Source organism: Agrobacterium sp. DSM 25558 (assembly GCF_900100825.1).
Taxonomy (GTDB): Bacteria; Pseudomonadota; Alphaproteobacteria; order Rhizobiales; family Rhizobiaceae; genus Agrobacterium.
Genome location: NZ_FMUD01000006.1, coordinates 52,308 through 78,892 on the forward strand (window position 1 = coordinate 52,308; position 26,585 = coordinate 78,892).

Sequence of the window (26,585 nt, forward strand, 5' to 3'; positions counted from 1 at the left end):
CGCTGTGGAACTCGCGCGTTCATGCGTCGCTCGTGGGGAAGAGGAGAACCGAATGAATGTTGCGATCATTCTTCTAGCGGCCGGCAAATCCAGTCGCACCAGTAAAGGCGGTTTTCATAAGCTTTTAGCAGAGTTTGATGGCATTCCCCTTTTACAGCAAATGGCAACGGTGGCCATGGAAAGCGACGCGTCGTCGGTTACCGTTGTCCTGGGTCACAGGCACGAAGAATTGCGAAACGTCCTGTCGGGCATTGACGTTGAGACGGTCGTCAACCCGGACTATGCTTTGGGTATGTCGAGTTCGCTTGCGGCAGGTCTTGCAACGACCAAGGTGCAGGACGCGGATGGCGTTATGATTATGTTGGCGGATATGCCTGGTATCACCAGCGAACATTTGAACGAAATGATCTTCACTTTCAAAAAATCTGGGGGTACTGCGATTACACGCGCTGTCGCAAATGGAAGCCCCGGCAATCCTGTCATCCTGCCCCGTTCATTGCGGGAAGCCGTCTCGCAGATAAAAGGAGATGTCGGTGCCCGTGACGTGATCAAGTCTTCCGGTTTGCCAATCATAAATGTCGAAATCGGGCATGCAGCGGAAATCGATGTGGATACGCCCGAAGCGATTGCCGCAGCGGGTGGCATGTCGCCGGGTGCATCACGTGGTCCGCTTTAGGTCGTTTGATCGCATCGTTTCGATGATTTCTGCCAGAATGGAAACCGCAATCTCGGCGGGACTTGCTGCTCTTATATTCAGCCCAACTGGTCCATGGATCACGGCTAGATCGGCTTCCTGAAAGCCCAGCTCTCGCAAGCGCTCCAGTCGAGCCTGATGGGATTTGTGACTGCCAAGTGCTCCCACGTAAAAGCATCCCGCTCGCAAGGCTTCCGCAATTGGAAAATCGTCTATTTTCGGATCATGCGTCAAAGCAACGAGGGCCGTATGGCGGTCCAGCGGCCTGACATCCAGGACATCTTGTGGCCAATCCGCTATGAGGTCGGTGCCGAGGAAACGCTCTGCTGTCGCAAATGCCGTGCGTGGATCGATGATGGTAACGTCAAAGCCGGTGAGTTTCGCCATCGGCACAAGTGCCTGACTGATATGGACCGCGCCGATGATGACGATCCGAGGCGTGGGGACATAGGCGTTGATGAAATAGGACACGTCTTCGATTGTGACGCTGCCTGATTTACCGGACTTGAGCGCTGCTCCAACGGCTTCAGCCAAAGCGCCATCGAATGCCATTGCGTCTGTGACGACGGTGTTTATGCCACTTTTGATATTCGTAACGACTGCCACGGGTATGCGGGCATTGCGATGGGCGTTTAGTTTTTCGAGGGCGGCAATATCCATTATTGCAGCCTTTCGACGTAGATACGGATGCGACCACCGCAGGACAGGCCAACAGACCATGCGGTTTCGTCTGCCACGCCGAATTCGAGCATTTGCGGGGTGCCGTCCATAATAACGTCAACAGCAGCTGAGATGACAGAACCTTCGACGCAGCCTCCTGAAACAGAGCCCTCGAAATGCCCCTCAGAGTCAATCACGAGATGGCTGCCAACGGGTCTAGGCGCTGATCCCCAGGTTTCGATGACCGTTGCAATCGCAACCTCGCGGCCGCTCTTCTTCCAGTCTTCGGCGCAAACCAAAGGGTCGTCTGTTTGATGGTGATTGAGTGTCTCTGACGGCATCTCTTATTCCTTCGCCATTCGACCGCGGCTTAGTCGGGCTTGTTCGCATTCTTCTCTGGGCCCAATTTTTTGCTGCCGAACAGATTGAAGCGATTACTATCGGTACGTTCCTGCCTGTATTTCAGCGTTACGTCATCGAATGTCATTTCCAACTCGCGTCCTGCAGCCAACATGGCATCTAAATCCCGAACGGGCGTGTTCGTTCCGATTAGGAGATAGACGAGGTCCGCGGCTTGCGCGCCCAGAACCTGACGTGACAAAGGTGAGCCAAAATTCAGCTTCAGTCTGAAGCTGCTCCAGATGCCCGGGTCTAGCCCGCGTATCTGAATGAAGAGCGACGGCTTATGGCCCGTCTCGGAATATTCAATGAGATAGGTGCATTCCCATTCGCCATTTTCTGTAACGGTAAAGACCGGCCTGCTGGACACCGATAGGTCAGCAATGCTCCGGCACTGGGATTCAGCGAAGCTGGGTGAGTTGCGAGGAGGTACCTTCCATTGCACGTGCTCTACCCTGGCAGGATGACGTGTTTTGTTATCAGCCGTGCCGGGTTGTGCCGAGCCGCTAACGAGATACAGGGAAATGATCAAAGGAATTAACATGCTATATGAAGGCCATCCGCGCGGATGCGGAGTGTACTCTGCTGGACGGGATGTACAAGACGGCACACAACCTTAAACAAGCAGAGAGCTTTCGAACGAACCGCTGCGAGAGCACGATGTGATCTGCAGTCATCAACTTTTCGTTCGGCACGGCACCTTTCACAACTGACTTCGTTACCTTGGTATCTCAAACCATCGAAGCGGAGCCAAGGTATGCAAGACGGCAGCCTACTGGAACTTTCCAGACGGAACTTACTTATCTCTTCGGCTGCGACAATCGCGGTCACAGGTGTCGCCGGCAGCGCGGCAGCGCAGTCTCCGGGGAGCCAGATGAGTCATACATCCAAAATTTCATTCACAGTCAACGGTGAAAACCGCCACCTTGAGGTGGATAACCGCACAACATTGCTGGACGCGTTGCGCGAGCATTTGCATCTGACAGGCACGAAAAAGGGCTGCGATCACGGCCAGTGCGGTGCCTGCACCGTTATGGTCGATGGGCGTCGCATCAACTCTTGTCTTTCTTTGGCCGTGATGCATGAGGGCGATGAGGTGACGACCATCGAGGGGCTGGGCCAGCCTGGCAACCTGCACCCGATGCAGACCGCCTTTGTCAAACATGATGGATTTCAGTGCGGCTACTGTACACCCGGGCAAATCTGTTCCTCCGTGGCCGTGCTTGAAGAGATCAAGGCGAACATCCCAAGCCACGTTACCAATGATCTCAATGCCCAGGCAGAGCTCACAGCGGCAGAAGTTCGCGAGCGCATGAGCGGCAATATCTGTCGATGCGGGGCTTACTCCAACATTCTCGATGCGATTTCGGAAGTTGGAGGGATCAGAGCATGAAAGCCTTTACCTACGAACGCCCTTCTTCAATTGAGGCCGCAGCCAGCGCAGCGGCGGCGAACGCACAGGCGAAGTTCATCGCAGGCGGTACCAATCTGCTTGATCTCATGAAGTTGGAGATCGAGACGCCAACGCACCTGATCGATGTCAACGGCTTGGGCTTGGACACGATTGAAGTCACCCCTGAAGGTGGGTTACGTATCGGTGCGATGGTCAGAAATACCGATCTTGCAGCAGACACGACCGTTCGTCGTGACTACGGCCTGCTCTCCAGAGCGCTTGTCGCAGGTGCGTCCGGGCAGCTTCGCAACAAGGCGACGACCGCTGGAAACCTGTTGCAACGCACGCGCTGTCCGTATTTCTATGACACCAACCAGCCGTGCAACAAGCGCCAGCCCGGAAGCGGCTGCTCGGCAATTGGCGGGTTCAGCAGGCAGCACGCTGTCGTGGGTGTCAGTGAAGCCTGTATAGCGACCCATCCCAGCGATATGGCAATCGCGATGCGTGCGCTCGACGCGACGGTAGAGACAGTGAAGGCGGACGCAACCCGTCGGGCCGTCCCCATTGCTGATTTCTATCGCTTGCCCGGTGATACGCCCCATATCGAAACTGTTCTCGAACCCGGTGAGTTCATCACGGCTGTTTTGCTTCCGCCGCCAGTCGGTGGGAAACACATTTATCGCAAGGTACGAGACCGTGCGTCCTACGCATTTGCGCTGATTTCGGTTGGTGCGATCGTGCAGCCGGATGGAACCGGTCGTGTCGCGGTTGGCGGCGTTGCGCACAGGCCATGGCGGGTCGAAGCGGCAGAGGCCGACCTTCCGAACGGCGCGCGCTCGGCATCAAATGGTATTCTCGCGGATGCCCATCCTACGGAACAGAACCGGTTCAAGATCGCACTCGTCGAGCGAACGATCGGTGCCGTTCTTTCAGAAGCAAGGGGTTGAGCCATGAAGTTCGATACACCAGCAACGACAAACCCCATCGATCGTCTCAAAGTCGTCGGTCAGCCGATCCATCGTATCGATGGTGAGCTGAAGACGACAGGTCGCGCAATGTATGCCTATGAGTGGCACGACCCGGATCATAAATATGCTTACGGTTACCCGGTCGGGGCCGCCATTTCTAAGGGCAAGATCACATCCATGGACGTGTCCGCAGCCAAAGCTGCGCCAGGTGTACTTGCGGTGATCACTGCACTTGACGTAGGGAAACGCGAAAAAGGCGAATACAACACCGCCAATTTGTTTGGTGGAGATGAAATCGAGCATTATCACCAAGCTATCGCGCTTGTGGTCGCCCAGAGTTTCGAGCAGGCCCGTGCCGCCGCATCTCTTATAAAGGTCGTTTATGCGGAAGAGAAGGGTGTATTCGATCTGGAGGCGCAAAAGGCATCGGCTGAAAAGCCGGATGAGTCCCAAAAGCCCGACAGCGCAGTGGGTGATTTCGATGGCGCTTTTCGTTCCGCTGACGTCACTTTCGATCAGACCTACACAACACCAGACCAGTCTCATGCGATGATGGAACCGCACGCTTCTATCGCTGCGTGGAATGGAGACGAGTTGACCCTGTGGACTTCCAGTCAGATGATCGACTGGTGGCGGTCTGATCTGGCAACCACGCTAGGCGTGGAAAAAGACAAGATACACCTGATGTCACCCTTCATCGGTGGCGGATTTGGCGGAAAGCTGTTTCTCCGGGCCGATGCGGTGTTGGCCGCGTTTGGTGCGAAGGAAGTTGGTCGTCCAGTCAAAGTGGCCTTGCCCCGCCCCTTGATGATCAACAACACCACGCATCGTCCGGCAACTATCCAGCGCATTCGGATTGGCGCTGGCAAAGACGGCAGGATTACTGCAATTGCGCATGAAAGCTGGTCGGGCAATCTTCCTGACGGAGCGCCAGAAACTGCAGTCAACCAGACGCGTCTTCTCTATGCGGGCGCAAACCGCATGACGGCAATGCGTCTGGCTACCTTGAACCTGCCTGAAGGCAACGCAATGCGTGCGCCGGGCGAGGCACCCGGCTTGATGGCGCTCGAAATCGCCGTGGACGAAATGGCTGAAAAGGTCGGAATCGACCCAATCGAGTTCCGTATCATCAACGATACGCAAGTCGATCCGGAAAATCCCAAACGTCCCTTTTCGCATCGTGATCTCATCGGATGTCTCAAACTTGGCGCTGAGCGTTTCGGCTGGAACAACCGGCCGAAGGTGGCGTCCAGACGCGAAGGCAACTGGCTGATCGGTATGGGCGTGGGCGCTGCCTTTCGTGACAATCTCGTGCTTCCTTCCGCCGCGCGGGTTAAGCTCGGCAAGGATGGCATCATCACGGTGCAGACCGACATGACCGATATCGGTACCGGCAGCTATACGATCATCGCGCAGACCGCTGCCGAAATGATGGGTGTCGCAGTGGGTAGAGTAGCCGTGGAACTTGGCGATTCCCGTTTCCCGATCTCTGCGGGGTCAGGCGGGCAGTTCGGGGCCAATTCATCGACCTCCGGTGTTTATGCTGCCTGTGTCAAACTTCGCGAGGCGATCGCCCAGAAGGTCGGTTTTAATTCTGAAGATGCTGTTTTCGAAGATGGCATGGTCAAATCAGGCAATCGCACGGTGCCGCTTGCCGAGGCGGCGGGTGCCGATGGTTTGGTTGGCGAGGACAAGATGGAGTGGGGTGACCTCACGAAAACCCACCAGCAATCCACCTTTGGAGCACACTTCGTGGAAGTGGGTGTCGATATCGCAACCGGCGAGACGCGAATCCGTCGCATGCTGGCGGTTTGCGCTGCGGGAAGAATACTCAACCCCATTACTGCGCGAAGCCAGGTTATTGGGGCAATGACGATGGGTGCCGGTGGCGCATTGTCGGAAGAGCTCTCTGTGGACAAAAATCGCGGTTTCTTCGTCAACCACGATCTCGCAGGCTACGAAGTTCCCGTTCATGCTGACATTCCGCATCAGGACGTGATCTTTCTCGATGAAACAGACCCAATGTCATCGCCGATGAAAGCTAAGGGTGTCGGTGAACTTGGTTTGTGCGGCGTGTCTGCTGCTATCGCGAACGCGATCTACAATGCGTCGGGCGTCCGCGTGCGTCACTATCCGATAACACTGGACAAGCTGATCGACGGATTGCCCGCCGTCGCTTGAGTCAAACATATCGAGAGCCGGCCTGTTTCTTCGATTGATGAAGAGGCAGGCCGCCACTCGATTTGACGATCAAAGCTGGCATTTGTCCGTATGTTCTTACCGTTCCCTAACCATGTCTGGAACTGTCAGGGAACGATTTATGTATGATTCAATTATTATCGCGTAGAACGTTTTTAGACGAAAATAAACGAAATGGCTTGGGCATGATGCCCAACACTGTCCGGTCATGCCTCCCTGAGATGGGTTCCAAGCCGTCGGCATCGCTGCATTAAAAATGACCCCGACCCCAACTTGTGTACCGCGAACGTACGAGTATGTACGACGGCCTTGCCATGGATTTTATAATGCAGAACGAGATTGCACGCCTTGCAAGCCTTAGAAATTTGCGGTTGCTCGATACCCTTCCCAGTGAGAACTTCGACCGGATCACCCGACTTGCGGCCGACATTTTCGGACTTCCAATTGCCGCGGTGTCGCTGACTGACACAAACCGGCAATGGTTCAAGTCCAAGGTCGGCGTCGATCATAATGAAATTCCCCGTGATAAAGCGCCCTGTGCCAACGTCGCGGAAACAAAACAGCCGTTCGTCATCCGGGATTTTCAGCAGGACGACACTTACGCAGAAAGCACGCTGGGCAGCGCCGGTATTCGTTTTTATGCGGGCGCGCCTCTGGTGACGGTCGATGGCTTTGGGTTGGGTGCCTTGTGTGTACTCGGCACGGAACCGCGCGAGATCACGGAAAAAGAGATGGCGACATTGTGCGACCTCGCTGCAATGGTCATGGACCAGGTGGAGCTGACACACGCACTTGGACGCATAGAGCCCTCCAGCGGTCTTCCAAACCGGTTTCAGCTCATCAATGATTTGTCGGATTTGGCGCTCAGCGTGGATAAGGGTGAACGCATCATAAGTTTGCTCGACCTTGCGCAAACCGAACAGTTTGAACGTCTTTCGCGCGTGCTTGGCCCATCTTACCTGGATAACGTGATCCAGGCCGTATCCGGTCTTCTAAGGCAGCATGTCGGGATTTCCACGGTGCCTTATCATGTCGGGCCAATGCAGTTTGCTTTCATTGCGCCTGAAAATGACGGCGTCGAGAGCTACATGGCTTCGCTGAAGGAGTTGCTTTGCCAAATCGACAGCAACGCCGAGACTCCAATCTCCATGACGTCGGCCATCGGAATTGTTTCTTACGATCCACAGATGACACCGCCGGAAGATGTTTTGAGATCTTTGCAAAGTGCTGTTCAAGATGCGCGCGAAAGTGCAGCAAAGATCGAACTGTTTTCCCCGGCGATGGATCTGCGCCACCGACGCAATTTCAGAATTCTGCAGGATTTTCGTTCGGCACTAGCTGCGCCAGACCAGTTATCGCTGGTATTCCAGCCACGTATCGACTTGGCCACGGGTCATATTTGCAGCGCGGAAGCATTGTTGCGATGGGACCATCCGGTACTCGGCCCTATCTCGCCTGTCGAATTCATTCCCGTTGTAGAAGCTTCCGCTTTCGCTCGAGAATTGACCGACTGGGTCATGGATGAAGCCATGGCACATATTGCGTCATGGGCCAAAAAAGGACTGCGATTCAAGCTTTCGCTCAACCTCTCCGCCCTCAACCTCGAGGAGCAGGACTTTCTCGAAAGACTGATGGCGAAGCTCGAACGCTTCGATGTAAAAGCTGACCAGATTGAGCTCGAACTGACCGAAACCGTGATGATGAAGGAAACTGAAGGTGCCTTCGATCTTCTCAATCAACTAAAGGCGGCGGGCGTGCAACTCGCCATCGATGATTTTGGAACCGGATATAGCAGCCTTGCCTATTTGCAGAAACTACCAGCCGATGTCGTCAAGATAGACCGCTCTTTCGTGGCTGACATGGAGAACGGGCATCGTGAAAGGGTGCTTGTCCGCTCGATGATCGATCTTTCCCACAGCCTTGGATACCGGGTTGTCGCGGAGGGTGTGGAAACGCAAGAGGCGGCAAACCTGCTGGAGCTTATGGGATGCAATGAGATCCAGGGTTTCTGGTTATCGCGCCCTGTCAGAAGCGAAACACTGTTCGATTGGTTGATGGAGCGTGAACGTCCCGCGGCCCTACTGGCTGGATAGATTCGCCCCTACGCAATGTGTTGTTTCGCCACGTCTCTTGGACCGGACCCTAAGAAAGGGTGATGACATGAAACATATTTTTGAGCGAATGGTCAGTGGTACACATAGGCTCGACGACGAGCTCCTGATCATCCTCGATGCTCTACCGATACCGCTTTCCTGGACTTCCTTAGCCGACGGCCACGTGCGGTTCGTCAATCGAGCCTTTACGAAAACGTTCGGATATCAAAACGGGCATTTCGCCACGGTCGATCAATGGATCGACGAAACCTATATTGACGAGACCGAGCGCGAACAGGCGCGGCAGCGTTGGGAGTGCCTTTGGATTGCCGAAGGTGAGGGCATAACAGAGATAGAACCCTTCGAAGTGCGGGTCAGGCATGACGACGGAGACATGGTGCCTGTGCTTCATAGAGGCATCGTTCTGCACGACTTCGGCTTGGGCATTGCGACGTTCGAAGACTTATCCTCTCAAAAACTGGCCGAAACCACACTGCGACGCATAGCTTACGAAGATCCTTTGACCGGACTTGCCAACAGACGCGTTCTTCAGGAACGCTGGGACGCTGAGATGGCAAAAAGTGACATGGACCGTTCGCGTGCCATGGTCGCGCTTCTGATGATAGACCTCGACAACTTCAAACCTATCAACGATTATTTTGGCCACGCTGCCGGTGACGAAGTTCTCAAAAAGGTAGCAACCCGGCTTCGCCAATCGGTTCGCAATGATGATACGGTGGTGAGAATGGGCGGCGACGAGTTCGTCATCCTGCTCACCGATCTCCAAGACCAGGCTGTCGCCGAAAAAATATGCCAGCGAATTGCAGAGGCTTTTGCCACCCCTTTCACCATTCAAAATCAGACGATAAAAGTGGGGGCGACAGTTGGTGCCAGTCTGTACCCGCATCATGCGGGGGATCTGGAGGCGCTATTGCACGCGGCCGATCAGGCGCTTTATCGTATGAAGCGCAACGATAAAGACCGCTGGGCCTGGTTTGATCGTTCGTTCGAGGCTGCAAACGAACCACAGCTTCTATCTGGCGCGGTGACAGCCTAGTTCCGCTGTCGTGGCCCCAGACGCCAATTCCGTAAGTACCGGAACTGCGCCTTGTCGTTACCGAAACTGCTACTGAAGCCCTCTTACAGGCTAGATGATACCTGAGTAGAGAGATGGATTTCCGGCAGGATCACGGAAACACCGACCGACAGCCATCACAAATTCGAACTCGTTCAGCGCGTTTCTGACACGATATTCTGCGCTGTAAGGCAGACCGTCTTGGACTGCTTTTGAGATAAGAGCACTCAACAAGGGTTGGTCGCCAACACATAGCAGTTTCCCTCGCATTTTCTGGTTCTCCCCATTCGCTCTCGATTACGTGTTGCATCGCAAGATTTATTCGATATTTAAGGAGTATCACCACGGACCCGGTGAGATTCCGGGTGGCTCTTCTGGCCGCCGATCCGCCAGACAACGCAATAACTGCATGCCTTTCAATGGAACGCTCTTAAGAGCGCATTCGCATGCCTTGCGGGACTTCAACACATGCAATTTACCTCTATTCGCCGGGATTGGTTTGCCAATCCAACTCGAGAGATGCTCGCCGGAGCGGTCGCGACCTTCGCGCTGATACCGGAGGTCATCGCATTTTCCTTCGTCGCAGGTGTCGACCCGCAGGTCGGCTTGTTTGCGTCTTTCGTCATTGGCATCGTGATCGCTTTCACTGGCGGTCGCCCCGCCATGATCTCGGCCGCCGCCGGCTCAGTGGCGCTGGTCGCAGCACCCTTGGTTCACGCACACGGGCTGGCTTACCTCTTTGCCGCCGGTTTGCTTGCGGGCGTGCTGCAAATTCTGTTCGGGCTGCTCCGTCTCGGTGTTCTGATGCGGTTTGTTTCAAAATCCGTCCGTACAGGCTTCGTCAACGCGCTGGCGATCCTTATTTTCGGGGCTCAACTTCCGCACATTATTGGCGGCGACGTCTTGGCTTACGGCATGCTCGCAGCCGGTCTTGCCATCATTTATCTCGTTCCCAGGCTGACGAGGACCATCCCTTCACCGCTGATCTGTATTCTCGTTCTCACGGCGGCATCCGTGTCGTTGCAACTTCCCGTCATGACGATTGCAGATCTGGGGAAATTGCCCGACAGCCTTCCGATCTTCAGTTGGCCAGCAGTTCCCCTGACTTTGGAAACTCTGAAAACCATTGCAGGGCCAGCACTCGCCATCGCTATGGTTGGCTTGCTCGAATCCATGATGACGGCAAGCGTCGTCGACGATCTGACGGGTACGCCCAGCTCGAAGAACCGCGAATGCACAGGCCTTGGCATAGCCAACACAGCCGCAAGCCTGTTTGGCGGCATAGCCGGGTGCGGTATGATCGGTCAGACTGTCAGTAACGTTAAATATGGCGGTCGCGGCCGCCTTTCCACTCTATTCGCAGGCGCGTTTCTGCTCGTGCTGATGGTCCTTTTGAAGCCTTGGGTTTCTCAAGTCCCCGTTGCGGCGTTGGTTGCCATTATGGTCATGGTGTCCGTCGATACGTTCGATTGGTCATCTCTGAAAACCCTGGTTGTACACCCCAAAATGTCGAGTGTGGTGATGGTTGTGGCCGTTCTCGTAACGGTGCTCAGTGCCAATCTCGCCTTGGGTGTAACAGTTGGCGTCCTTCTCAGCGGTGTGTTTTTCACATTCAAGGTTGCCCGACTGTTGCAGGTCGATGCCGAGCGAGATGATGTCGCGCGCCGTTTGACGTATCGGGTATCAGGCCAAGTCTTCTTCGCGTCAGCGGACGTCTTCGTGGATGCGTTTGACATTGAGGAAGCCGATGGCATGACAGTCCTGATCGACGTCTCGCGGGCTCATTTCTGGGACATCACCGCAGTGGCCGCATTGGATAAAGTCGTGGATCGTTTCCAAAAGCATGACATCCCCGTCACCGTTGTCGGCGCAAATGACGCCAGTGCGACGTTGATTGGTAGCCTCAACGGCGGGGTGAGCCTCAAAGACCTCTGAGTGGAGGTCGTCTGGATTATGATCGGCTTTGGCGCGGCGGCTGTGGGACATTGCGTCCACGGAGCCTGACTCAAATCACCATGTTTGAAAGGCGAAGTGAGAGCCTGGTTGTGCCAGGCTCTCGTTCATCTTAACCGGCCTTCGCCAAAGCCTTGGCGGCAAGGCGGGCGCGGATGGAATCTACGTCTGCTTTGGGTGTCGCTGCAAATAGCGAGCGCGTGTAGGAATGCTGCGGGGTGGAGAAGACCTCCTCGCGAGTGCCATATTCCACCGCTTCACCGAAATACATCACCATCACTTCGTCCGCGATGTATTTCACCACGGATAGATCGTGGGAAATGAAGACGTAGGTGAGGCCGAACTCATCCTGAAGGTCGGACAGCAGGTTGAGCACCTGTGCCTGCACCGAAAGGTCGAGCGCCGAGACAGGCTCGTCCAGCACCAGCAGTTTCGGGTTCAGCATCAGCGCACGGGCAATAGCGATACGCTGGCGCTGACCGCCGGAGAACATGTGCGGGTAACGATTATAGTGTTCCGGTCCCAGACCCACGCGCACCAGCATATCGTTGGCCTTCTCGCGGCGTTCCGCTGCGGACAGCTTGGTGTTGATCAGCAGCGGTTCGCCTAGCACGTCGCCAATTTTCTGGCGTGGGTTGAGCGAGCCGTAAGGGTTCTGAAACACGATCTGCACCTTCTGGCGCATTTCGGATGTCAGATGACCGGGACGGGTATCGACCTTCTGGCCGTCGATCAGAAGATCGCCGGATGTCGGTTCATCGATGAAGGTCAACATACGAGCGAGCGTAGATTTTCCGCAACCGCTTTCGCCAACGATGGCCAGAGTCTTGCCGGTTTCGAGCGAAAAAGACACGCCCTTGACCGCATGAATGGTCTTGGCTTTCTTCATGAAGCCGCCCGGAAGATGATAATCACGCTTCATATTGCGGATTTCGAGCATGGTTTTGGTGTCGGTCATGCCTGTTCTCCCGCAGCTGCTGGCGTGCCATCGAAGAATTGCGACACGGTGGTCAGGCGATCACCCGTCGCATTTTCAGGAAGGGCGGCCAGAAGCGCCTTGGTGTAGTTGCTTTTGGGGTTCTCAAACAGGGAGAGCACGTCGGCTTCCTCCATCTTCTTGCCCTTGTATTGCACGATCACGCGGTCCGCCGTTTCAGCCACAACCCCCATATCATGGGTAATCATGATGAGGCCCATGCCGGTTTCAGCCTGAAGCTTCATCAGGAGATCGAGGATCTGTTTCTGGATCGTCACGTCGAGTGCGGTCGTCGGCTCGTCGGCGATGAGCAGTTTTGGGTTGCAGGCAATCGCGATGGCGATCATCACGCGCTGGCACTGACCACCGGACATCTGGTGGGGGAAGTGCTTGAGGCGTTCTTCCGGGTCGGGCAGGCCGACGAGCTTGAACAGCTCGATGGCGCGGGCGTGGCGCGTCTTCTTGTCCATGCCCATATGGATGCGCAGGACTTCTTCAAGCTGGAAGCCGACTGTGAAGCAAGGGTTGAGGCTTGCCACCGGTTCCTGGAAGATCATGGCGATATCCTTGCCGATCAGCTTGCGGCGCTCGGACGCGCTGAGCTTCTGGATATCCTTGCCCTGGAACAGCATGCGGTCGGCAGTGATGCGGGCGGTCCAGGGCAGCAGGCCCATGACTGCCAGCATCGAGACCGATTTGCCCGAGCCGGACTCTCCGACGATGGCGAGAACTTCACGCTGTTCGACCGAGACGGAAATGCCGTCCACGGCGCGGAACCAGCCGCTGGCCGTTTCGAATTCGACGGTGAGATTATCGATTTGCAGAAGTGCCATATCAGGACCTCTTCAGTTTCGGGTCGAGGGCATCCCGCAGACCATCGCCCATCAGGTTGATGGCGAGAACGGTGATGAGGATGGCAAGACCGGGGAAAGTGACGACCCACCAGGCGCGAAGAATGAACTCACGCGCTTCTGCCAGCATAGTACCCCATTCAGGGGCCGGTGGCTGTGCACCCATGCCAAGAAAGCCGAGTGCAGCGGCATCCAAAATGGCATTGGAGAAAGACAAAGTTGCCTGAACGATGAGCGGGGCTGTGCAGTTGGGCAGGATCGTCTTAAACATTAGACGCATTGGTCCGGCACCGGCCAAACGCGAAGCGGTGACGTAGTCCTTGCTCTTTTCGGCCATCACAGCAGCGCGGGTCAGGCGGACAAAATGCGGCTGCAAGACCAGGGCAATCGCAATCATGCCGTTGGTCAGGCTGGGGCCGAGAATGGCGACCAGTACCAGCGCGAGAAGCAGCGACGGGAAAGCAAGGATGATGTCCATGAGGCGCATGATCATCGTGTCCAGCCAGCCGCGGTAATAACCGGCGATGACGCCGATCAGAATGCCCGTGGTCAACGAAAGCGTGGTGACGAAGACACCGATGAACAGCGAATATTGCGCACCGTAAATCAGGCGGGACAGAATATCGCGGCCAACCGGATCCGTGCCCAGCAGATAGGAAGTGTTGCCACCTTCCATCCATGCGGGTGGAAGCAGAACAAAGTCACGATATTGCTGGAAGGGCGAATGGGGAGCGATGACGGACGCAAAGACGGCGACGATCACTAGAGCGATGAAAACATAGAGCCCGATGACGGCACCTTTGTTTTCAGAAAAATAGAACCAGAATTCCTTCAGCATCTGCTTGCGCATGGCGGAAGAGGAAACCGACTCGGCTGTTTTAGTAATGGCGGTATCGGCCATGAAACGATCCTCTTCTTTAATGCCGGATGCGCGGATTGATGAGGCCATACAGGAGATCAACGATAAGGTTGACGACCATGATGATGCCCGCAATCAGCAGGAGACCACCCTGGATGACAGGGTAATCGCGGCGGAAGACGGAATCGACCATCCACTTGCCGATGCCCGGCCAGGAGAAGATCGTTTCGGTGAGGATGGCACCGGCCAGCATGACGCCGACCTGAAGACCAATGGTGGTGATGACAGGGATCATGGCATTGCGCAGCGCGTGGATGCCGATGACGCGGAAGGGGGCAAGACCCTTGGCGCGCGCGGTGCGAACGTAATCTTCCGACAGCACTTCCAGCATTGCAGACCGAGTCTGGCGCGCAATGACGGCAAGTGGAATGGTGGCCAGCACGATGGACGGCAGGATGAGATGGCTGAGCGCCGAAGAGAACGCGCCCTTTTGTCCTGACAGCAGCGAGTCGATCAGCATAAAGCCGGTGACAGGCGGGAAGTAGAACATCAGCGAAATGCGGCCCGATACCGGTGTCCATTGCAGGATGCCGGAAAACAGGATGATGAGCAGCAGTCCCCACCAGAAGATCGGCATGGAATAACCGACAAGTGCGACGCCCATCAGGCCCTGATCGAAAGCCGATCCGCGCTTGATGGCGGCGATGATGCCAGCTGGAATGCCGATGGCGATGGCGATGAGCATGGCGCAGAAAGACAATTCCACGGTTGCGGGAAACAGCGCCTTGAACTGCGTGAGGATAGGCGTCTTGGACACGATGGACGTGCCGAAGTCACCCATGACGATTCCCTTGAGGTAATCCAGATACTGGATGATCATGGGTCGGTCCATGCCGAGAGCCGCGCTGATTTGCGCATGCCGCTCCGGAGACATGACGCGCTCACCCGACAAGAGGGCGACCGGATCTCCCGGCAAAAGACGGATGAACAGGAACGCGATAATAGAAACCCCGATGAAGGTCGGGATGAGCACGGCGATGCGCCGCACGAGAAAGCCAATCATGAGAAACCTTCGATCTGTTCCTTGAGGAACCTATGCGCTGGTAGTAGCGACCTTTTCGGTCTGCTTCTTTGTTGTTTAGAGATGCTTCAGAACGCAAGTGCCGCGCGCCTTGAGACAAGACACGCGGCATTTTCAGATGCGTCGAATATTACTCGGCGATATCTACGTTTTCGAAGGTAAAGTCACCCAGCGGGCTCTGGACGAAACCAGTGACTTCCTTGCGCATCGGAACGACGGACAAGGAGTGGTCGATGGTGGCCCAAGGTGCCTGCTTCTTGAAGACTACTTGTGCTTCTTCGTAAAGCTTGGTGCGTTCTGCCTGATCGGTGGTGATCTTGGCCTTCTTCACGAGAGCGTCGAAGTCCTTGTCGCACCACTGAGCACGGTTGTTCCCGCCAACGGCATCGCAACCCAGCAGCGTGTCGAGGAAGTTGTCCGGATCACCATTGTCACCGGTCCAGCCGAGGAACACAGCACCGTCACGGTCCTTTGCCTTCGAACGGTCGAGATATTCGGCCCATTCGTAGGAAACAATCTCGACCTTCACGCCGATCTTGGCGAAATCATCCTGGATGACTTCGGCAGCGCGGCGGGCGTTGAGCATGTATGGACGCGAAACCGGCATCGCCCAGACCTTCATCGAAAGGTCCTTGACGCCTGCGTCTGTCAGCATCTTCTTCGCTGCTTCTAGATCGTAGGTGTCGTCTTCAACCTTGTCGTTGTAGGACCACATCGTAGGTGGCAGCGGGTTCTTGGCAGGTGTTGCCATGCCCTGGAACACGGCGTCGACGATGGCCTTCTTGTTGATGGCCTTGTTCAGCGCCTTGCGGACTTCCGGCTTGTCGAAAGGAGCCTGCGTGGTGTTGTAGGCGAGGTAGGCGACGTTGAGGCCTTCCTGCTCCAGAACCGTCAGGGTTGGATCTTTCTTCATGGAAGAAACGTCGGCAGCGTTCGGGTAAGGCATCAGGTGGCATTCGCCAGCCTTCAGCTTCTGGAATCGAACGGCGGCATCGGTCGTGATCGCGAAAACGAGATCATCGATCTTTGGCGCGCCGCCCCAATATTCCTTGTTGGCCTTGTAGCGGATGACGGCATCCTGCTGATAACCAACGAAAGCGAATGGACCAGTACCAACTGGCATCTGGTTCAACTGTGCCTGCTTACCTTCAGCAGCCAGCTTGTCAGTGTATTCCTTCGAAATGATCGAAGCAAACGGCATGGCAAGGTTGGCAAGGAACGGTGCTTCAGGACGATTCAGGGTAAACTTGACCGTCATGTCGTCGACTTTTTCAACCGACTTGATCAGCTTGGGGAAGCCCATGCCTTCGGCATATTCCCAGGACGTGCCCGGTACATACTGGTGCCATGGGTTGTCGGTCTTGATCTGACGCTCGATGGACAGAACGACGTCATCTGCGTTGAGTTCACGGGTTGGCGTGAAGAATTCTGTCGTCTGGAATTTGACGCCCTTGCGAAGCTTGAACGTGTAGACCGTGCCGTTTTCCGATACTTCCCAGCTCTCGGCAAGACCAGCAACTGGCTTGGTTGTGCCGGGTTCGAATTCCAGCAGGCGGCTGTAAACAGTGTGTGCCGAGGCATCGAAAGTGGTGCCGGCGGTGTAAAGACCCGGGTCGAAACCTTCCGGTGAACCTTCAGAGCAATATACGAAGGTTTTTGCGCTTGCCGCAGGTGCAAAGCACGTCGCCGAAAGCAGCGCTGCAGCGATTAGGCCAAGTTTATATCTCATGATTGAGCTCCCAATTTTTGTCTCCGGCCCGCTTATTCTGCGACTACCGATGCAACGTGGTTATAAGAATCTTTGCACATACTCAAGCGGGCATCCAAAGCGAATTCAGTGGTTTTTGACCAAAAGTTCAACTTTCCGCGAGTTTGATGCTAATTTAGGCTCAGTGTTTAGAATCATTTGTCGTGCAGGAAAGGAATTAACCACTGTCTTTTTGTCGGAAACCATTGTGGTATACGCAAAACGCCCCGAGCTTGTCGGGGCGTTCACAACGAGTGGATCAGATATTCAAGCTTTGGTGATCTTATCACCCACCACACGCCAGTTCACGAGGTTTTCTAGAACCACCTTGATATGCTCGGGCTTGCGGTTTTCGTAATCGACATAATAGGCGTGTTCCCAGATATCTACGCCCAGATAGGCGGGGCGGCCGACAGCCACGGGGTTGTTGCCATCTTCATAGCCGACGAGAGCCAGCTTGTTCTGGTCGTCACGCGTAAGCCAAACCCAGCCTGTGCCGAAGACCTCGTCGGATGTCGCGACCGCCTTTTCAATGAATTTGCCGTAGTCACCAAAGCTGGCGTTCAGTTCTTCAGCGACCGTGCCTTCCGGGCGTTTCGGGCCGCCAGGTGTGAACTGCTCCCAGTACACGACGTGGTTCCAAGCCTGGGCTGCATTGTTGAAAATCTTCTTGTCGGCCGTTTTGCCAGCAGAAGCCTTGACGATCTCTTCCAACTCCATGTCGGCGTAAGGTGTGCCTTTGGCGAGCGTGTTCAGCTTGTCGAAATAGGCCTTATGGTGCTTGCCATAGTGCAGGCCAACTGTTTTGGCGGAGATATGAGGGGCCAGCGCATCCTCTTTGAAGGGCAAAGCCGGCTGTTTAAAAGGGAGTGCTGCCTGGGCAATCGATGGCGCGGAAAGCGTCGCTGCCGCCGCCGATGCGGCGGTGGCGGCCATAATGGCGCGTCTGGTCATTAACATGTCTCATTCTCCCGGTTGATGTCCAAGCAAAGCAAACCGGTTGGAGCAGGAAAAGTTTCTTTTCGACCTTGCTTATTAAGGCCGTTCCCGGTTTTGTTATCGCAAACGCATCGTTCATGGTCGAGGAGGACCGCATGCAGTCGCAAGGAATATCCGTAACGGGTGAAGAGCGCGCGCTCGTTCTGGAAGAGCTGGGAAAACTGTCGCTACGGCCGTTTCCGCTCAACGAACAGGTCGGCCCGCATGATGTGCGCATCGCCATCCACACCGTCGGTATTTGCGGCAGCGACGTGCATTATTACACCCACGGTGCCATCGGCAATTTCGTAGTGCGCGAGCCGATGATTCTCGGTCATGAGGCATCCGGTACGGTGACCGAGGTCGGCTCCGGCGTGACGAACCTCTCGGTGGGGGATCGTGTGTGCATGGAGCCTGGCATTCCCGACCCGATCAGCCGCGCAAGCCGCATCGGACACTATAATCTCGATCCTGCCGTGCGTTTCTGGGCGACGCCTCCCATCCACGGCGTGCTGCGCGCATCTGTGGTGCATCCAGCCGCCTACACGTTCAAGCTGCCTGACAATGTGTCCTTTGCCGCGGGGGCGATGGTGGAGCCGCTGGCCGTTGGCGTGCAGGCGGCGACACAGGCCAAGGTCAAGCCGGGCGATATCGCTGTCGTTATCGGCGCGGGCCCGATTGGTCTCGTCACGGTGCTGGCGGCGCTTGCCGCCGGTTGCGCGCGTGTTATCGTTTCGGATGTCGACCCGGTGAAGCTGGACATGGCACGGGGTCTTGGCCCTGTCGAAACCGTCAATGTGCGTGAGCAGAACCTCGCCGAGCAAGTGTTGAATTCCACAGCAGGCTGGGGAGCCGATGTGATTTTCGAATGCTCCGGTGCGGAAGCTGCGATTACCCACGTGTTCGAGCCGTTGCGGCCAGCGGGAACGGTGGTTTTCGTCGGCATGCCGACGAAGCTGGTGGCCTATGACATGGTGGCGGCGCAAATCCGTGAGGCCCGCGTTGAGCACGTTTTCCGTTACGCGAACGTGTTTGGCCGTTGCGTCGATATGCTGGCATCCGGTGCCATTGATGTCGCGCCGCTGATCACCCGCACGTTCGACTTCGAAGACAGCATAAAGGCGTTCGATCTCGCAGCATCCGCCCCTGCTGGCGAAGTGAAGATGCAAATTCTTATGCCGCAGTGATGATTGAGGGTTGCACGAAATTTATCAGCGGTTAGCTTGTGCGCCGGTGGCGGGTGGAGGCTGTAACCGCTGAACTGTATCGATGCAGGAGGAGTAATTCATGAAGACGATCAAGGGGCCGGGACTTTTCCTCGGTCAGTTTGCGGGCGATGCTGCACCGTTCAATACGTGGGACGGCATTACCAAGTGGGCGGCGGAGAAGGGTTATCTTGGCGTGCAGGTTCCAACTTGGGCCGGACAGTTGATAGACCTGAAAAAGGCAGCCGAATCCAAGGATTATTGCGACGAGTTCGCTGGTGTCGCGCGCCAGAACGGCGTTGAGGTGACTGAGCTTTCCACCCATTTGCAAGGGCAACTGGTGGCAGTGCATCCAGCCTATGATGAAGCTTTCGATGGCTTTGCCGCACCGGAAGTGCGTGGCAACCCGAAGGCGCGTCAGGAATGGGCTGTCGAGCAGGTCAAGATGGCGCTGAAGGCATCGCGCAATCTCGGCATCAATGCCCATGCGACCTTTTCAGGCGCTCTCGCATGGCCGTTCATTTACCCCTGGCCGCAGCGTCCTGCCGGTCTGGTTGAAGCAGCTTTCGATGAGCTTGCCAAACGCTGGACGCCGATCCTCGATTATGCCGACGAGCAGGGCGTTGATGTCTGCTACGAAATTCACCCTGGCGAAGACCTGCATGACGGCGTGACCTTCGAGATGTTCCTGGAGCGCGTGAAGAACCACAGCCGCGCCAACATGCTCTACGATCCCTCGCATTACGTGCTGCAATGCCTGGATTATCTCGACAATATCGACATCTACAAAGACCGCATCAAGATGTTCCACGTCAAGGATGCCGAGTTCAACCCGACGGGTCGTCAGGGCGTTTATGGCGGTTATCAGGGCTGGGTCGAGCGGGCTGGACGCTTCCGCTCGTTGGGCGACGGGCAGGTGGATTTCGGCGCGGTCTTCTCGAAAATGGCCGCCAATGATTTCGATGGCTGGGCCGTGGTTGAATGGGAATGCGCGCTGAAGCACCCGGAAGACGGTGCTGCCGAAGGCTCTGAATTCGTAAAGGCGCACATCATTCGAGTTACCGAAAAAGCGTTCGACGACTTCGCATCATCAGGCACCGATGATGCCGCCAACCGCCGCATGCTCGGCCTTTCATAAATCCGAGGAGACAAAATGACGATCGAAGGAAAGACAACCGATAAGGCCAATGCCCGCATTCGCCTCGGCATGGTGGGCGGTGGCTCCGGAGCGTTCATCGGCGGTGTGCACCGCATGGCGGCACGGCTGGACAACAGGTTTGAGCTGGTGGCGGGGGCGATGTCCTCGACACCTGAGAAGTCCAAGGCATCCGGTCTGGAACTGGGTCTGGACGAAGATCGCTGCTATGCCTCATTCGAAGAGATGGCGGAAAAGGAAGCGGCACGGCCGGATGGCATTCAGGCAGTGTCTATCGTCACACCCAACCATGTGCACTACCCGGCGGCGAAAGCTTTCCTGGAACGCGGCATCCATGTCATCTGCGACAAGCCGCTGACCTCCAATCTGGAAGATGCCAAGAAGCTGAAAGCGGTGGCCGATAAGGCGAATGCGCTGTTCGTGCTGACGCATAATTACACTGGCTACCCCATGGCGCGCCATGCGCGCGAACTGGTGGAAACCGGCGAGTTGGGTGATATCCGCCTGGTGCAGATGGAATATCCGCAGGATTGGCTGGCGGAACCGGTTGAACAAACGGGTGCCAAACAGGCGGTTTGGCGCACCGACCCGGCGCAGTCAGGTGCCGGCGGATCGACCGGTGATATCGGCACGCATGCTTACAATCTCGGCTGCTTCATTTCCGGGCTCGAGGCCGATGAACTGGCAGCGGATGTACATACTTTCGTAGAGGGACGGCGTCTTGACGATAACGCCCATGTCATGCTGCGCTTCAAGGCCAAGGATGGCAAATCACCTGCCAAGGGCCTGCTGTGGTGCAGCCAGGTGGCCGTGGGTAATGAGAACGGCCTGAAGGTGCGCCTCTATGGCACCAAGGCTGGTATCGAGTGGACGCAGGCAGACCCGAACTATCTCTGGTTCACCAAGCTGGGCGAGCCCAAACAACTGATCACCCGTGGTGGTGCAGGAGCCGGAGCGGCCGCGGCCCGCGTCAGCCGCATTCCCTCTGGTCACCCTGAAGGTTACCTCGAAGCTTTCGCGACGATCTATACGGAAGCGGCGAATGCCATCGAGGCGCGGCGTGATGGTACTGCACTGGACAAGGCTGTGGTTTATCCCACCATCGATGATGGTGTGAAAGGCGTGGCATTTGTTGAAGCCTGCATCGCTTCATCCAAGCAGAATGGCGGTTGGGTGAAGTTGTGAGGCAATTAGGCTTGGTGTCATGCAAGCCGCAGAGGGCGACGGGTGTGGTTTACCCCCCTCTGTCCTGCCGGACATCTCCCCCACAGGTGGGGAGATCGACTCGCTAAAAGCTCTCGCCCATTTTGAAAGCTGCGGATAAAGCAAGGAGCGAGCGTCTTGCCAATCTCCCTCGTTGAGGGGGAGATGCCCGGCAGGGCAGATGGGGGTGAGCCACACCCGACAACCTTAGCTATCTAACGAAACGCCCTAAATCACAGGATACAGCGACCAGAAGAACAACTCGTGTTCCTGATCCCTGTCGTGCTGCTCGGAATCATCCTTGGTTTTGTGTTCCGAGTTGAAGCCGCTTTCGCGTTTCAGTTTTTCTTCCTGCGCCTTGCGACCGAGACCGAACAGGTCGAAGGAGAGCATATTAAAGCCAGCTACCATTTTGTCCCTCATTGTCACAATATTTAACGAGGTGTAAATATTCGCGCGTTGCCACGATTTCGTCAAGATTGCTGAGGGAATTAGTCTGTTACTGATGTGGGGACGTTTGAGAGATTCATTTCTGGAATCTGCTAATTTGCAGAGCTTCATTCCTTGGCGATAACACGGCGGTTTTAAAGAGGCGCGGCTTAGCGATAGATTTCAGTGGCGATTTCGAGAGCCTTTTCGAGATCGTTTGCATGGCCGTTAGCATCTAGTGCCTGCGAAAATGCTGTGAGGTTTGCAACCACCGCCTCTTCGGTTGCGCGTTGACCGGTATGGTTGAGGCGAACGAGGCGTTCAGTGCCTGGGCCGACGCCTGCCGTTATATCAGCACCGGCGATATTTCGCCGCGACAGAAACGTCTGTCGGTCCATATCAGGAGGCAGAACGGCGGTGGTGACGAGGACCGATGCGAGTGGGTCTGGCACCCATAGCTGTGCACCCAGCGCCAGAAGTCCGGCCCGCGTGGCCTGTTGCGCCAATTGATGCCGCTTTTGCACTTGCCCGATGCCCTCCGTTTCGACCCGGTCGAGCGCCGCTTGCACCGCGAAGAATTCCAGCGGAGCGGGCGTGCCGGGCAGGGCGTGGCGGCCCAGATCGAGCCACTGCTCCTTCTGATCGAGCAGGGAGAGCATAGAGATGCGCAGCGCTTTGTCGTGTTGCAACAGGGTCCAGGCTTTTGGGCTGACTGATATAGCGGAGAGCCCAGCTGTTCCCGCCAACACTTTCTGCGGCCCAATGACGGCGATATCGATGCCGAGACGGTCCACGTCCAGCGCATGGCCGCCGACGGAGGCGACGGCATCGACAATGGTGAGAATGCCACGTGCTCTGGCCAGTGCCGCGATCTCTTCCAGCGGATTGAGAATGCCGCTTGCCGATTCCGCGTGAACGACGGACAGTATTTCGATATCAGGGTGACTGTCGAACTGCGCTTTCACAGCGTCCAGCGTGATGGGTTGCGCAGGCGCGGCGCTCAGATTGATGACATCCGCGCCACCTCTGGCCAGCCAGTTTCCAAACCACGTTCCATAGGGGCTGGTGACGATGTTGAGCGCTTTCAGGCCGGGATGCGCAAGACTGGTTGCGACGGCTTCCAGCGCCAGAACCGCTTCCGCCTGGATCAGCAGCACATCGTTTTTCGTGCCCATAAGTGCACCCAGCCGATCTGCCAGAACGGCATAATTTTCTGCCGGAAAGGTGGGAATATCGAGCAGATGGCTCCAGTCACAGTTGGGCATGGTCGGGCTCCTCTTTGTTGTGCAGCGTCTGCGTTGCCGCAATCAGGCGCTGTGCGGTCTCAGATTGTGGGGCGGAAACGATGCGTTGCGTTTCACCATACTCGACGATGCTGCCCGCCTCCATGATGGCGACCCGGTGGCAAACGGCACGGATGACGGCGATATCGTGGGAGACGAACAGGCAGGAAAGGCCGGTTTGCCTTTGAATGGAAACGAGCAATTCGAGAATTTGCGCGCGCACAGAAACATCGAGCGCGGATACGGCTTCATCCATCACCAGAAGCGCTGGCCGCGTGCTGAGCGCACGGGCGATTGCCACGCGCTGGCGCTGGCCGCCGGAGAGTTCCAACACCGGGCGGCTGGCGAAATCACCGGGCAGACCGACGCGCTCCAGCAAGCCGGCAATTTCGGCAGGGCGATCTTTCGGTGGCGTGATGTGGTGGATGCGCAGCGGCTCATCGATCACTGTTCCGACCGTGGAACGCGGGTTGAAGGCGGCGTGGGTATCCTGAAACACCATCTGCATGTGCCGCCTTGCGTGGCGAAGCGACTGGCTTGAGAGAGCCAGCCAATTCTGGTCCTGAAAACGGATGCTGCCCGCCTCCGGTTCGATCAGCCGCATGACGAGGCGGGCAAGTGATGACTTGCCGCAGCCGGAAGGCCCGGCCAAACCCAGAGTTTCGCCTTGCGCAAGTGAGAAAGACACCTCGCGCACCGCGTGGGTGATACGACCTTGCGTGGTGTACGTCTTGGATAATCCTTCAACCGAGAGAAGCTGCGTCATCACGGCACGCTCTCGATCAGTCGCGGCGTGGAGAGATCGAGATGGGCGGCGATCAGGCGCTTCGTATAGGCGGTTGCGGGGTTCGAAAGGACGTCGGCGGCCTTGCCCGCTTCTAGCAACTGGCCGGATTTCAGAACCGCGATATCGTCGGCCAACGATGAGGCCAGCGCGATGTCGTGGGTGATGAAAATCAGCGTCATGCCGTTTTCGCTCACCAACCTGTCGAGAAGCTTGGTTATGGCAGCTTGTGTGATGGTGTCGAGTGCGCTTGTCGCTTCATCGGCGATGAGAATTTTAGGACGAGCAGAGATGGCGCAGGCGATGGCGACACGCTGGCGTTGGCCGCCAGACAGCTGGTGCGGATAGACATTCAGAAGAGCGGAAGCATGCGGCAGCTGCACCTGCTCCAGGAGATCACGGGCATGGGCGAGCGCTTCCTTCCACGAGAGCCCAAGGTGGCGAACGGCACTTTCTGCGACCTGTTCGCCAAGGGTGAGAACCGGGTTGAGGCTGGCACCGGGGTCTTGGAAGACATAGCCGATATCACGCCCGGCGCGGGGGAAGGCCGCATTGGTTTCCACCGCCGGACCTGGGTTCCAGATGACTCTGCCGGACGTGGCGACATTGGCTGGCAAGAGGCCGGCCAACCGCCTCGCGAGGGTACTTTTGCCAGAGCCGCTTTCGCCGATAATGGCTAGGCGGCGATGAGGTGCGAGCGACAGGGACACGGTGTCAAGCGCAGGGTGGGTTGCACCGGCATAGGTGACAGAGAGGTTTTCAATGCGGCAGAGCGGTGGTTGGCTCATCGCTTCACCTCTGCCGCCAATGCCTTGTTGATGCCTTCGCCGAGCAGATAAACGCCGAGAACCGTGACCACCAAACCGATGCCGGGGATGATCGAAAGAAACGGGGAGGAGCGCAGCACGTTGCGTCCCTCCGATATCATCGAGCCCCAGGTGACGACATTGGGGTCTCCAAGGCCGAGAAACGACAGGGCCGCTTCGGTGAGAATGGCACCCGCGACGATGATGGCCGCCAGCGCGATGACGGGAGCGAGCGCATTGGGCAGGATTTGGCGAAAGGCGATTTCCAGCGGATGCATGCCGATGGTGCGGGCGGATGCGACGTAATCGCGCTCACGGATGGACAGAACCTGCGCACGCGTCAGCCGCGCCGGATCAGCCCACGCACCCAGCGCAATGGCGAGAATGACGACGGGGATCGACGCGCCGATGGTGCTGACGAAGGCGAGCGCCAGCAGGAAGCTCGGCACGATCTGAAAGGCATCGGTGACGCGCATCAGGGCTTCATCGATGAGGCCGCCTGCAAAACCGGCCAACGTTCCCATGACTGCACCGATGACGAGGGCTGCTGCTGCGGCACTGATGCCGACGGCCAGCGAGACGCGAGCGCCGTGGAAAAGCCCGGCCAGCACATCCCGGCCAAGACTGTCCGTGCCAAAGGGCAGCGTCGGGTTGGTGAAGGGTGCAATGAGCGGTGCGCCGACAATGGAGAGCGGGTCTTTGGGAAAGAGGAACGGTGCGGAGATGCCGGCTGCGACGATGACGAGAAGAACAAGAAGGCTGATTAGGCCTTCCGGGCTGCGGGAGACTTGCCGAAGAATATGCATCAGCTTGCCTCTTGCGCACCAATGCGCGGATCGAGGAGGGCATAGAGCAGATCGACGGTGAGATTGACGAGAATGACGAAAACGGCGCTGGTCAGGATGATGCCCATCAACAACGGTGTATCGCGCCCGCTCACCGCTTCCTGCGCCAGCCTGCCGAAACCGGGTACGGCAAAGACGCTTTCGATGACGACACTGCCGCCCAGCATGGCTGCCGATTGTAAGCCAAGCACGGTAACCAACGAAAGAGCCGCGTTGCGCGCAACGTGTCGCAAGACGATGCGGGCATGTGACAGGCCTTTGGAGCGGGCGAAGGTGACGAAATCCAGCCGCCAGATATCGGCCATAGCGCTGCGCATGACGCGCAGGAACAGTGCCAGATAAATCAGGCCGAGACTGGCGACAGGCAGCACGAGATGGCGTGCGACATCCGCGGCGCGCGCAACCCCTTCCTTGCCGGATGCGATCGTCTCGATGCCGGAGGTCGGCAGCCAGCGCAGTTTCACTGAAAAGGCGATGACCAGCACCAGCCCCAGCCAGAAACCGGGCATAGCGTAAAGCGCCAGGGACACGGTCGACAACGCCCGGTCCTGCAAGCTGCCTGGCTTGGCACCCGCGATGATGCCCAGTGCCGAGCCGAGCGCAAAGGAAAGGGCGGTGGCACTGCCCATCAACAAGAGCGTGTTGGGAAGCCGCTCCACAATGAGCGACAGGACAGGGCGGTCGAAGGCCACGGACCAGCCCAGATCCAGCCGGGCGATGGAGGAAAGATAAAGCCACAGCCGTGCGAGCATGGACTGGTCCAGCCCGTATTGACCGCGCAATGTCTCCCGAAGAGCCGCATCGCCGCCGCCGATGGAGACGAGATAGGCATCGACGGCATCGCCAGACGCGTTTTCAAGCAGCAGGAACGTCAGCAGAAGCACGATGATCAGCACCGGGATGGCGCTGAACAATCTGCGGCGTAAAATGCGTGCTGCCCTTTTCAAT

At 56.9% G+C, this 26,585-nt stretch carries 25 protein-coding genes and 1 other annotated feature; of the genes, 10 read left to right on the top strand and 15 right to left on the bottom strand.

Annotated elements, in window-relative coordinates; genetic code table 11:
- The first annotated feature begins 52 nt into the window (after positions 1 to 52).
- A complete protein-coding gene (locus DSM25558_RS07160; RefSeq protein WP_077103243.1) occupies positions 53 to 676 on the top strand; it encodes a nucleotidyltransferase family protein in 624 nt (207 codons plus the stop codon).
- Here the strand turns inward: DSM25558_RS07160 and DSM25558_RS07165 are convergent.
- Genes DSM25558_RS07165 through DSM25558_RS07175 form a run of 3 tightly spaced genes read right to left on the bottom strand, consistent with a single transcriptional unit; the run spans position 659 to position 2,297 of the window.
- The gene (locus DSM25558_RS07165; protein ID WP_077103245.1) at positions 659 to 1,354 is read right to left on the bottom strand and encodes an XdhC family protein; all 696 of its coding nucleotides are present in this window, start codon (positions 1,352 to 1,354) and stop codon (positions 659 to 661) included. The two genes, DSM25558_RS07160 and DSM25558_RS07165, sit on opposite strands and share 18 nt — an antisense overlap.
- On the bottom strand, positions 1,354 to 1,695 hold the full coding sequence (locus DSM25558_RS07170; RefSeq protein WP_077103247.1) for an XdhC family protein: 342 nt from the start codon (positions 1,693 to 1,695) through the stop codon (positions 1,354 to 1,356). The genes DSM25558_RS07165 and DSM25558_RS07170 overlap by 1 nt, the downstream gene beginning before the upstream one ends.
- A 29-nt stretch (positions 1,696 to 1,724) precedes the next feature.
- On the bottom strand, positions 1,725 to 2,297 hold the full coding sequence (locus tag DSM25558_RS07175; protein WP_244554136.1) for a DUF6030 family protein: 573 nt from the start codon (positions 2,295 to 2,297) through the stop codon (positions 1,725 to 1,727).
- Between the two features lie 213 nt (positions 2,298 to 2,510).
- Here DSM25558_RS07175 and paoA point away from each other — a divergent pair, with 213 nt between their 5' ends.
- The 6 genes from paoA to DSM25558_RS07210 all read left to right on the top strand — a co-directional run bounded on the left by paoA (position 2,511) and on the right by DSM25558_RS07210 (position 11,416).
- Positions 2,511 to 3,146 (top strand): aldehyde dehydrogenase iron-sulfur subunit PaoA, encoded by a 636-nt coding sequence (gene paoA, locus DSM25558_RS07180; protein WP_077103251.1) that lies wholly within the window; start codon positions 2,511 to 2,513, stop codon positions 3,144 to 3,146.
- Complete coding sequence (locus DSM25558_RS07185; RefSeq protein WP_077103253.1) at positions 3,143 to 4,093, top strand: FAD binding domain-containing protein; 951 nt, start codon at positions 3,143 to 3,145, stop codon at positions 4,091 to 4,093. The genes paoA and DSM25558_RS07185 overlap by 4 nt, the downstream gene beginning before the upstream one ends.
- 3 nt (positions 4,094 to 4,096) lie before the next feature.
- Complete coding sequence (paoC, locus tag DSM25558_RS07190; protein WP_077103255.1) at positions 4,097 to 6,295, top strand: aldehyde oxidoreductase molybdenum-binding subunit PaoC; 2,199 nt, start codon at positions 4,097 to 4,099, stop codon at positions 6,293 to 6,295.
- Positions 6,296 to 6,639: 344 nt separating this feature from the next.
- Complete coding sequence (locus DSM25558_RS07195) at positions 6,640 to 8,406, top strand: sensor domain-containing phosphodiesterase (protein ID WP_077103476.1); 1,767 nt, start codon at positions 6,640 to 6,642, stop codon at positions 8,404 to 8,406.
- Positions 8,407 to 8,473: 67 nt separating this feature from the next.
- A complete protein-coding gene (locus DSM25558_RS07200) occupies positions 8,474 to 9,463 on the top strand; it encodes a sensor domain-containing diguanylate cyclase (RefSeq protein ID WP_077103257.1) in 990 nt (329 codons plus the stop codon).
- 361 nt (positions 9,464 to 9,824) lie between these two features.
- Positions 9,825 to 9,880: a sequence feature (sul1 is cis-regulatory element that is thought to sense ions involved in sulfur or methionine metabolism; They are found in Alphaproteobacteria), on the top strand.
- Positions 9,881 to 9,949: 69 nt separating this feature from the next.
- The gene (locus DSM25558_RS07210; RefSeq protein WP_077103261.1) at positions 9,950 to 11,416 is read left to right on the top strand and encodes a SulP family inorganic anion transporter; all 1,467 of its coding nucleotides are present in this window, start codon (positions 9,950 to 9,952) and stop codon (positions 11,414 to 11,416) included.
- A gap of 130 nt (positions 11,417 to 11,546) precedes the next feature.
- Here DSM25558_RS07210 and DSM25558_RS07215 read toward each other — a convergent pair whose 3' ends face one another.
- The 6 genes from DSM25558_RS07215 to DSM25558_RS07240 form a co-directional block, all read right to left on the bottom strand.
- Positions 11,547 to 12,392 carry a dipeptide ABC transporter ATP-binding protein gene (locus tag DSM25558_RS07215; RefSeq protein ID WP_077103263.1) on the bottom strand — a complete coding sequence of 282 codons (846 nt, stop codon included), beginning with the start codon at positions 12,390 to 12,392 and terminating at the stop codon, positions 11,547 to 11,549.
- The gene (locus tag DSM25558_RS07220) at positions 12,389 to 13,243 is read right to left on the bottom strand and encodes an ABC transporter ATP-binding protein (protein WP_077103265.1); all 855 of its coding nucleotides are present in this window, start codon (positions 13,241 to 13,243) and stop codon (positions 12,389 to 12,391) included. Before DSM25558_RS07220 ends, DSM25558_RS07215 begins: the two co-directional genes overlap by 4 nt.
- 1 nt (position 13,244) lies before the next feature.
- The gene (locus tag DSM25558_RS07225; protein ID WP_371479625.1) at positions 13,245 to 14,111 is read right to left on the bottom strand and encodes an ABC transporter permease subunit; all 867 of its coding nucleotides are present in this window, start codon (positions 14,109 to 14,111) and stop codon (positions 13,245 to 13,247) included.
- 67 nt (positions 14,112 to 14,178) lie between these two features.
- A complete protein-coding gene (locus tag DSM25558_RS07230) occupies positions 14,179 to 15,183 on the bottom strand; it encodes an ABC transporter permease subunit (protein WP_077103267.1) in 1,005 nt (334 codons plus the stop codon).
- 148 nt (positions 15,184 to 15,331) lie between these two features.
- Positions 15,332 to 16,930, bottom strand: coding sequence for an ABC transporter substrate-binding protein (locus DSM25558_RS07235; RefSeq protein ID WP_077103268.1), 1,599 nt, complete (start codon positions 16,928 to 16,930; stop codon positions 15,332 to 15,334).
- Positions 16,931 to 17,215: 285 nt separating this feature from the next.
- On the bottom strand, positions 17,216 to 17,908 hold the full coding sequence (locus tag DSM25558_RS07240; protein WP_077103270.1) for a superoxide dismutase: 693 nt from the start codon (positions 17,906 to 17,908) through the stop codon (positions 17,216 to 17,218).
- A gap of 134 nt (positions 17,909 to 18,042) precedes the next feature.
- Here DSM25558_RS07240 and DSM25558_RS07245 point away from each other — a divergent pair, with 134 nt between their 5' ends.
- The 3 genes from DSM25558_RS07245 (at position 18,043) to DSM25558_RS07255 (ending at position 21,472) form a co-directional block, all read left to right on the top strand.
- Complete coding sequence (locus DSM25558_RS07245) at positions 18,043 to 19,113, top strand: NAD(P)-dependent alcohol dehydrogenase (protein ID WP_077103480.1); 1,071 nt, start codon at positions 18,043 to 18,045, stop codon at positions 19,111 to 19,113.
- Between the two features lie 100 nt (positions 19,114 to 19,213).
- Positions 19,214 to 20,269 (top strand): sugar phosphate isomerase/epimerase family protein, encoded by a 1,056-nt coding sequence (locus DSM25558_RS07250; protein WP_077103272.1) that lies wholly within the window; start codon positions 19,214 to 19,216, stop codon positions 20,267 to 20,269.
- Between the two features lie 15 nt (positions 20,270 to 20,284).
- A complete protein-coding gene (locus DSM25558_RS07255) occupies positions 20,285 to 21,472 on the top strand; it encodes a Gfo/Idh/MocA family protein (protein ID WP_077103274.1) in 1,188 nt (395 codons plus the stop codon).
- A 246-nt stretch (positions 21,473 to 21,718) separates the two neighbouring features.
- On the opposite strand, the gene DSM25558_RS07265 is transcribed toward DSM25558_RS07255, so the two are convergent.
- The 6 genes from DSM25558_RS07265 to DSM25558_RS07290 all read right to left on the bottom strand — a co-directional run bounded on the left by DSM25558_RS07265 (position 21,719) and on the right by DSM25558_RS07290 (position 26,584).
- Positions 21,719 to 21,901, bottom strand: coding sequence for a hypothetical protein (locus DSM25558_RS07265; RefSeq protein WP_077103276.1), 183 nt, complete (start codon positions 21,899 to 21,901; stop codon positions 21,719 to 21,721).
- Positions 21,902 to 22,089: 188 nt separating this feature from the next.
- On the bottom strand, positions 22,090 to 23,184 hold the full coding sequence (locus DSM25558_RS07270) for a pyridoxal-phosphate-dependent aminotransferase family protein (RefSeq protein WP_077103278.1): 1,095 nt from the start codon (positions 23,182 to 23,184) through the stop codon (positions 22,090 to 22,092).
- Positions 23,171 to 23,971 carry an ABC transporter ATP-binding protein gene (locus DSM25558_RS07275; RefSeq protein ID WP_103586429.1) on the bottom strand — a complete coding sequence of 267 codons (801 nt, stop codon included), beginning with the start codon at positions 23,969 to 23,971 and terminating at the stop codon, positions 23,171 to 23,173. The genes DSM25558_RS07270 and DSM25558_RS07275 overlap by 14 nt, the downstream gene beginning before the upstream one ends.
- Positions 23,968 to 24,774: an ABC transporter ATP-binding protein gene (locus tag DSM25558_RS07280; RefSeq protein WP_077103282.1), complete on the bottom strand. Its 807-nt coding sequence runs from the start codon at positions 24,772 to 24,774 to the stop codon at positions 23,968 to 23,970. The genes DSM25558_RS07275 and DSM25558_RS07280 overlap by 4 nt, the downstream gene beginning before the upstream one ends.
- Complete coding sequence (locus DSM25558_RS07285) at positions 24,771 to 25,598, bottom strand: ABC transporter permease (RefSeq protein ID WP_077103284.1); 828 nt, start codon at positions 25,596 to 25,598, stop codon at positions 24,771 to 24,773. The genes DSM25558_RS07280 and DSM25558_RS07285 overlap by 4 nt, the downstream gene beginning before the upstream one ends.
- Positions 25,598 to 26,584, bottom strand: a complete 987-nt coding sequence (locus tag DSM25558_RS07290; protein WP_077103286.1) for an ABC transporter permease — start codon at positions 26,582 to 26,584, stop codon at positions 25,598 to 25,600. The genes DSM25558_RS07285 and DSM25558_RS07290 overlap by 1 nt, the downstream gene beginning before the upstream one ends.
- Position 26,585: the final 1 nt, after the last annotated feature.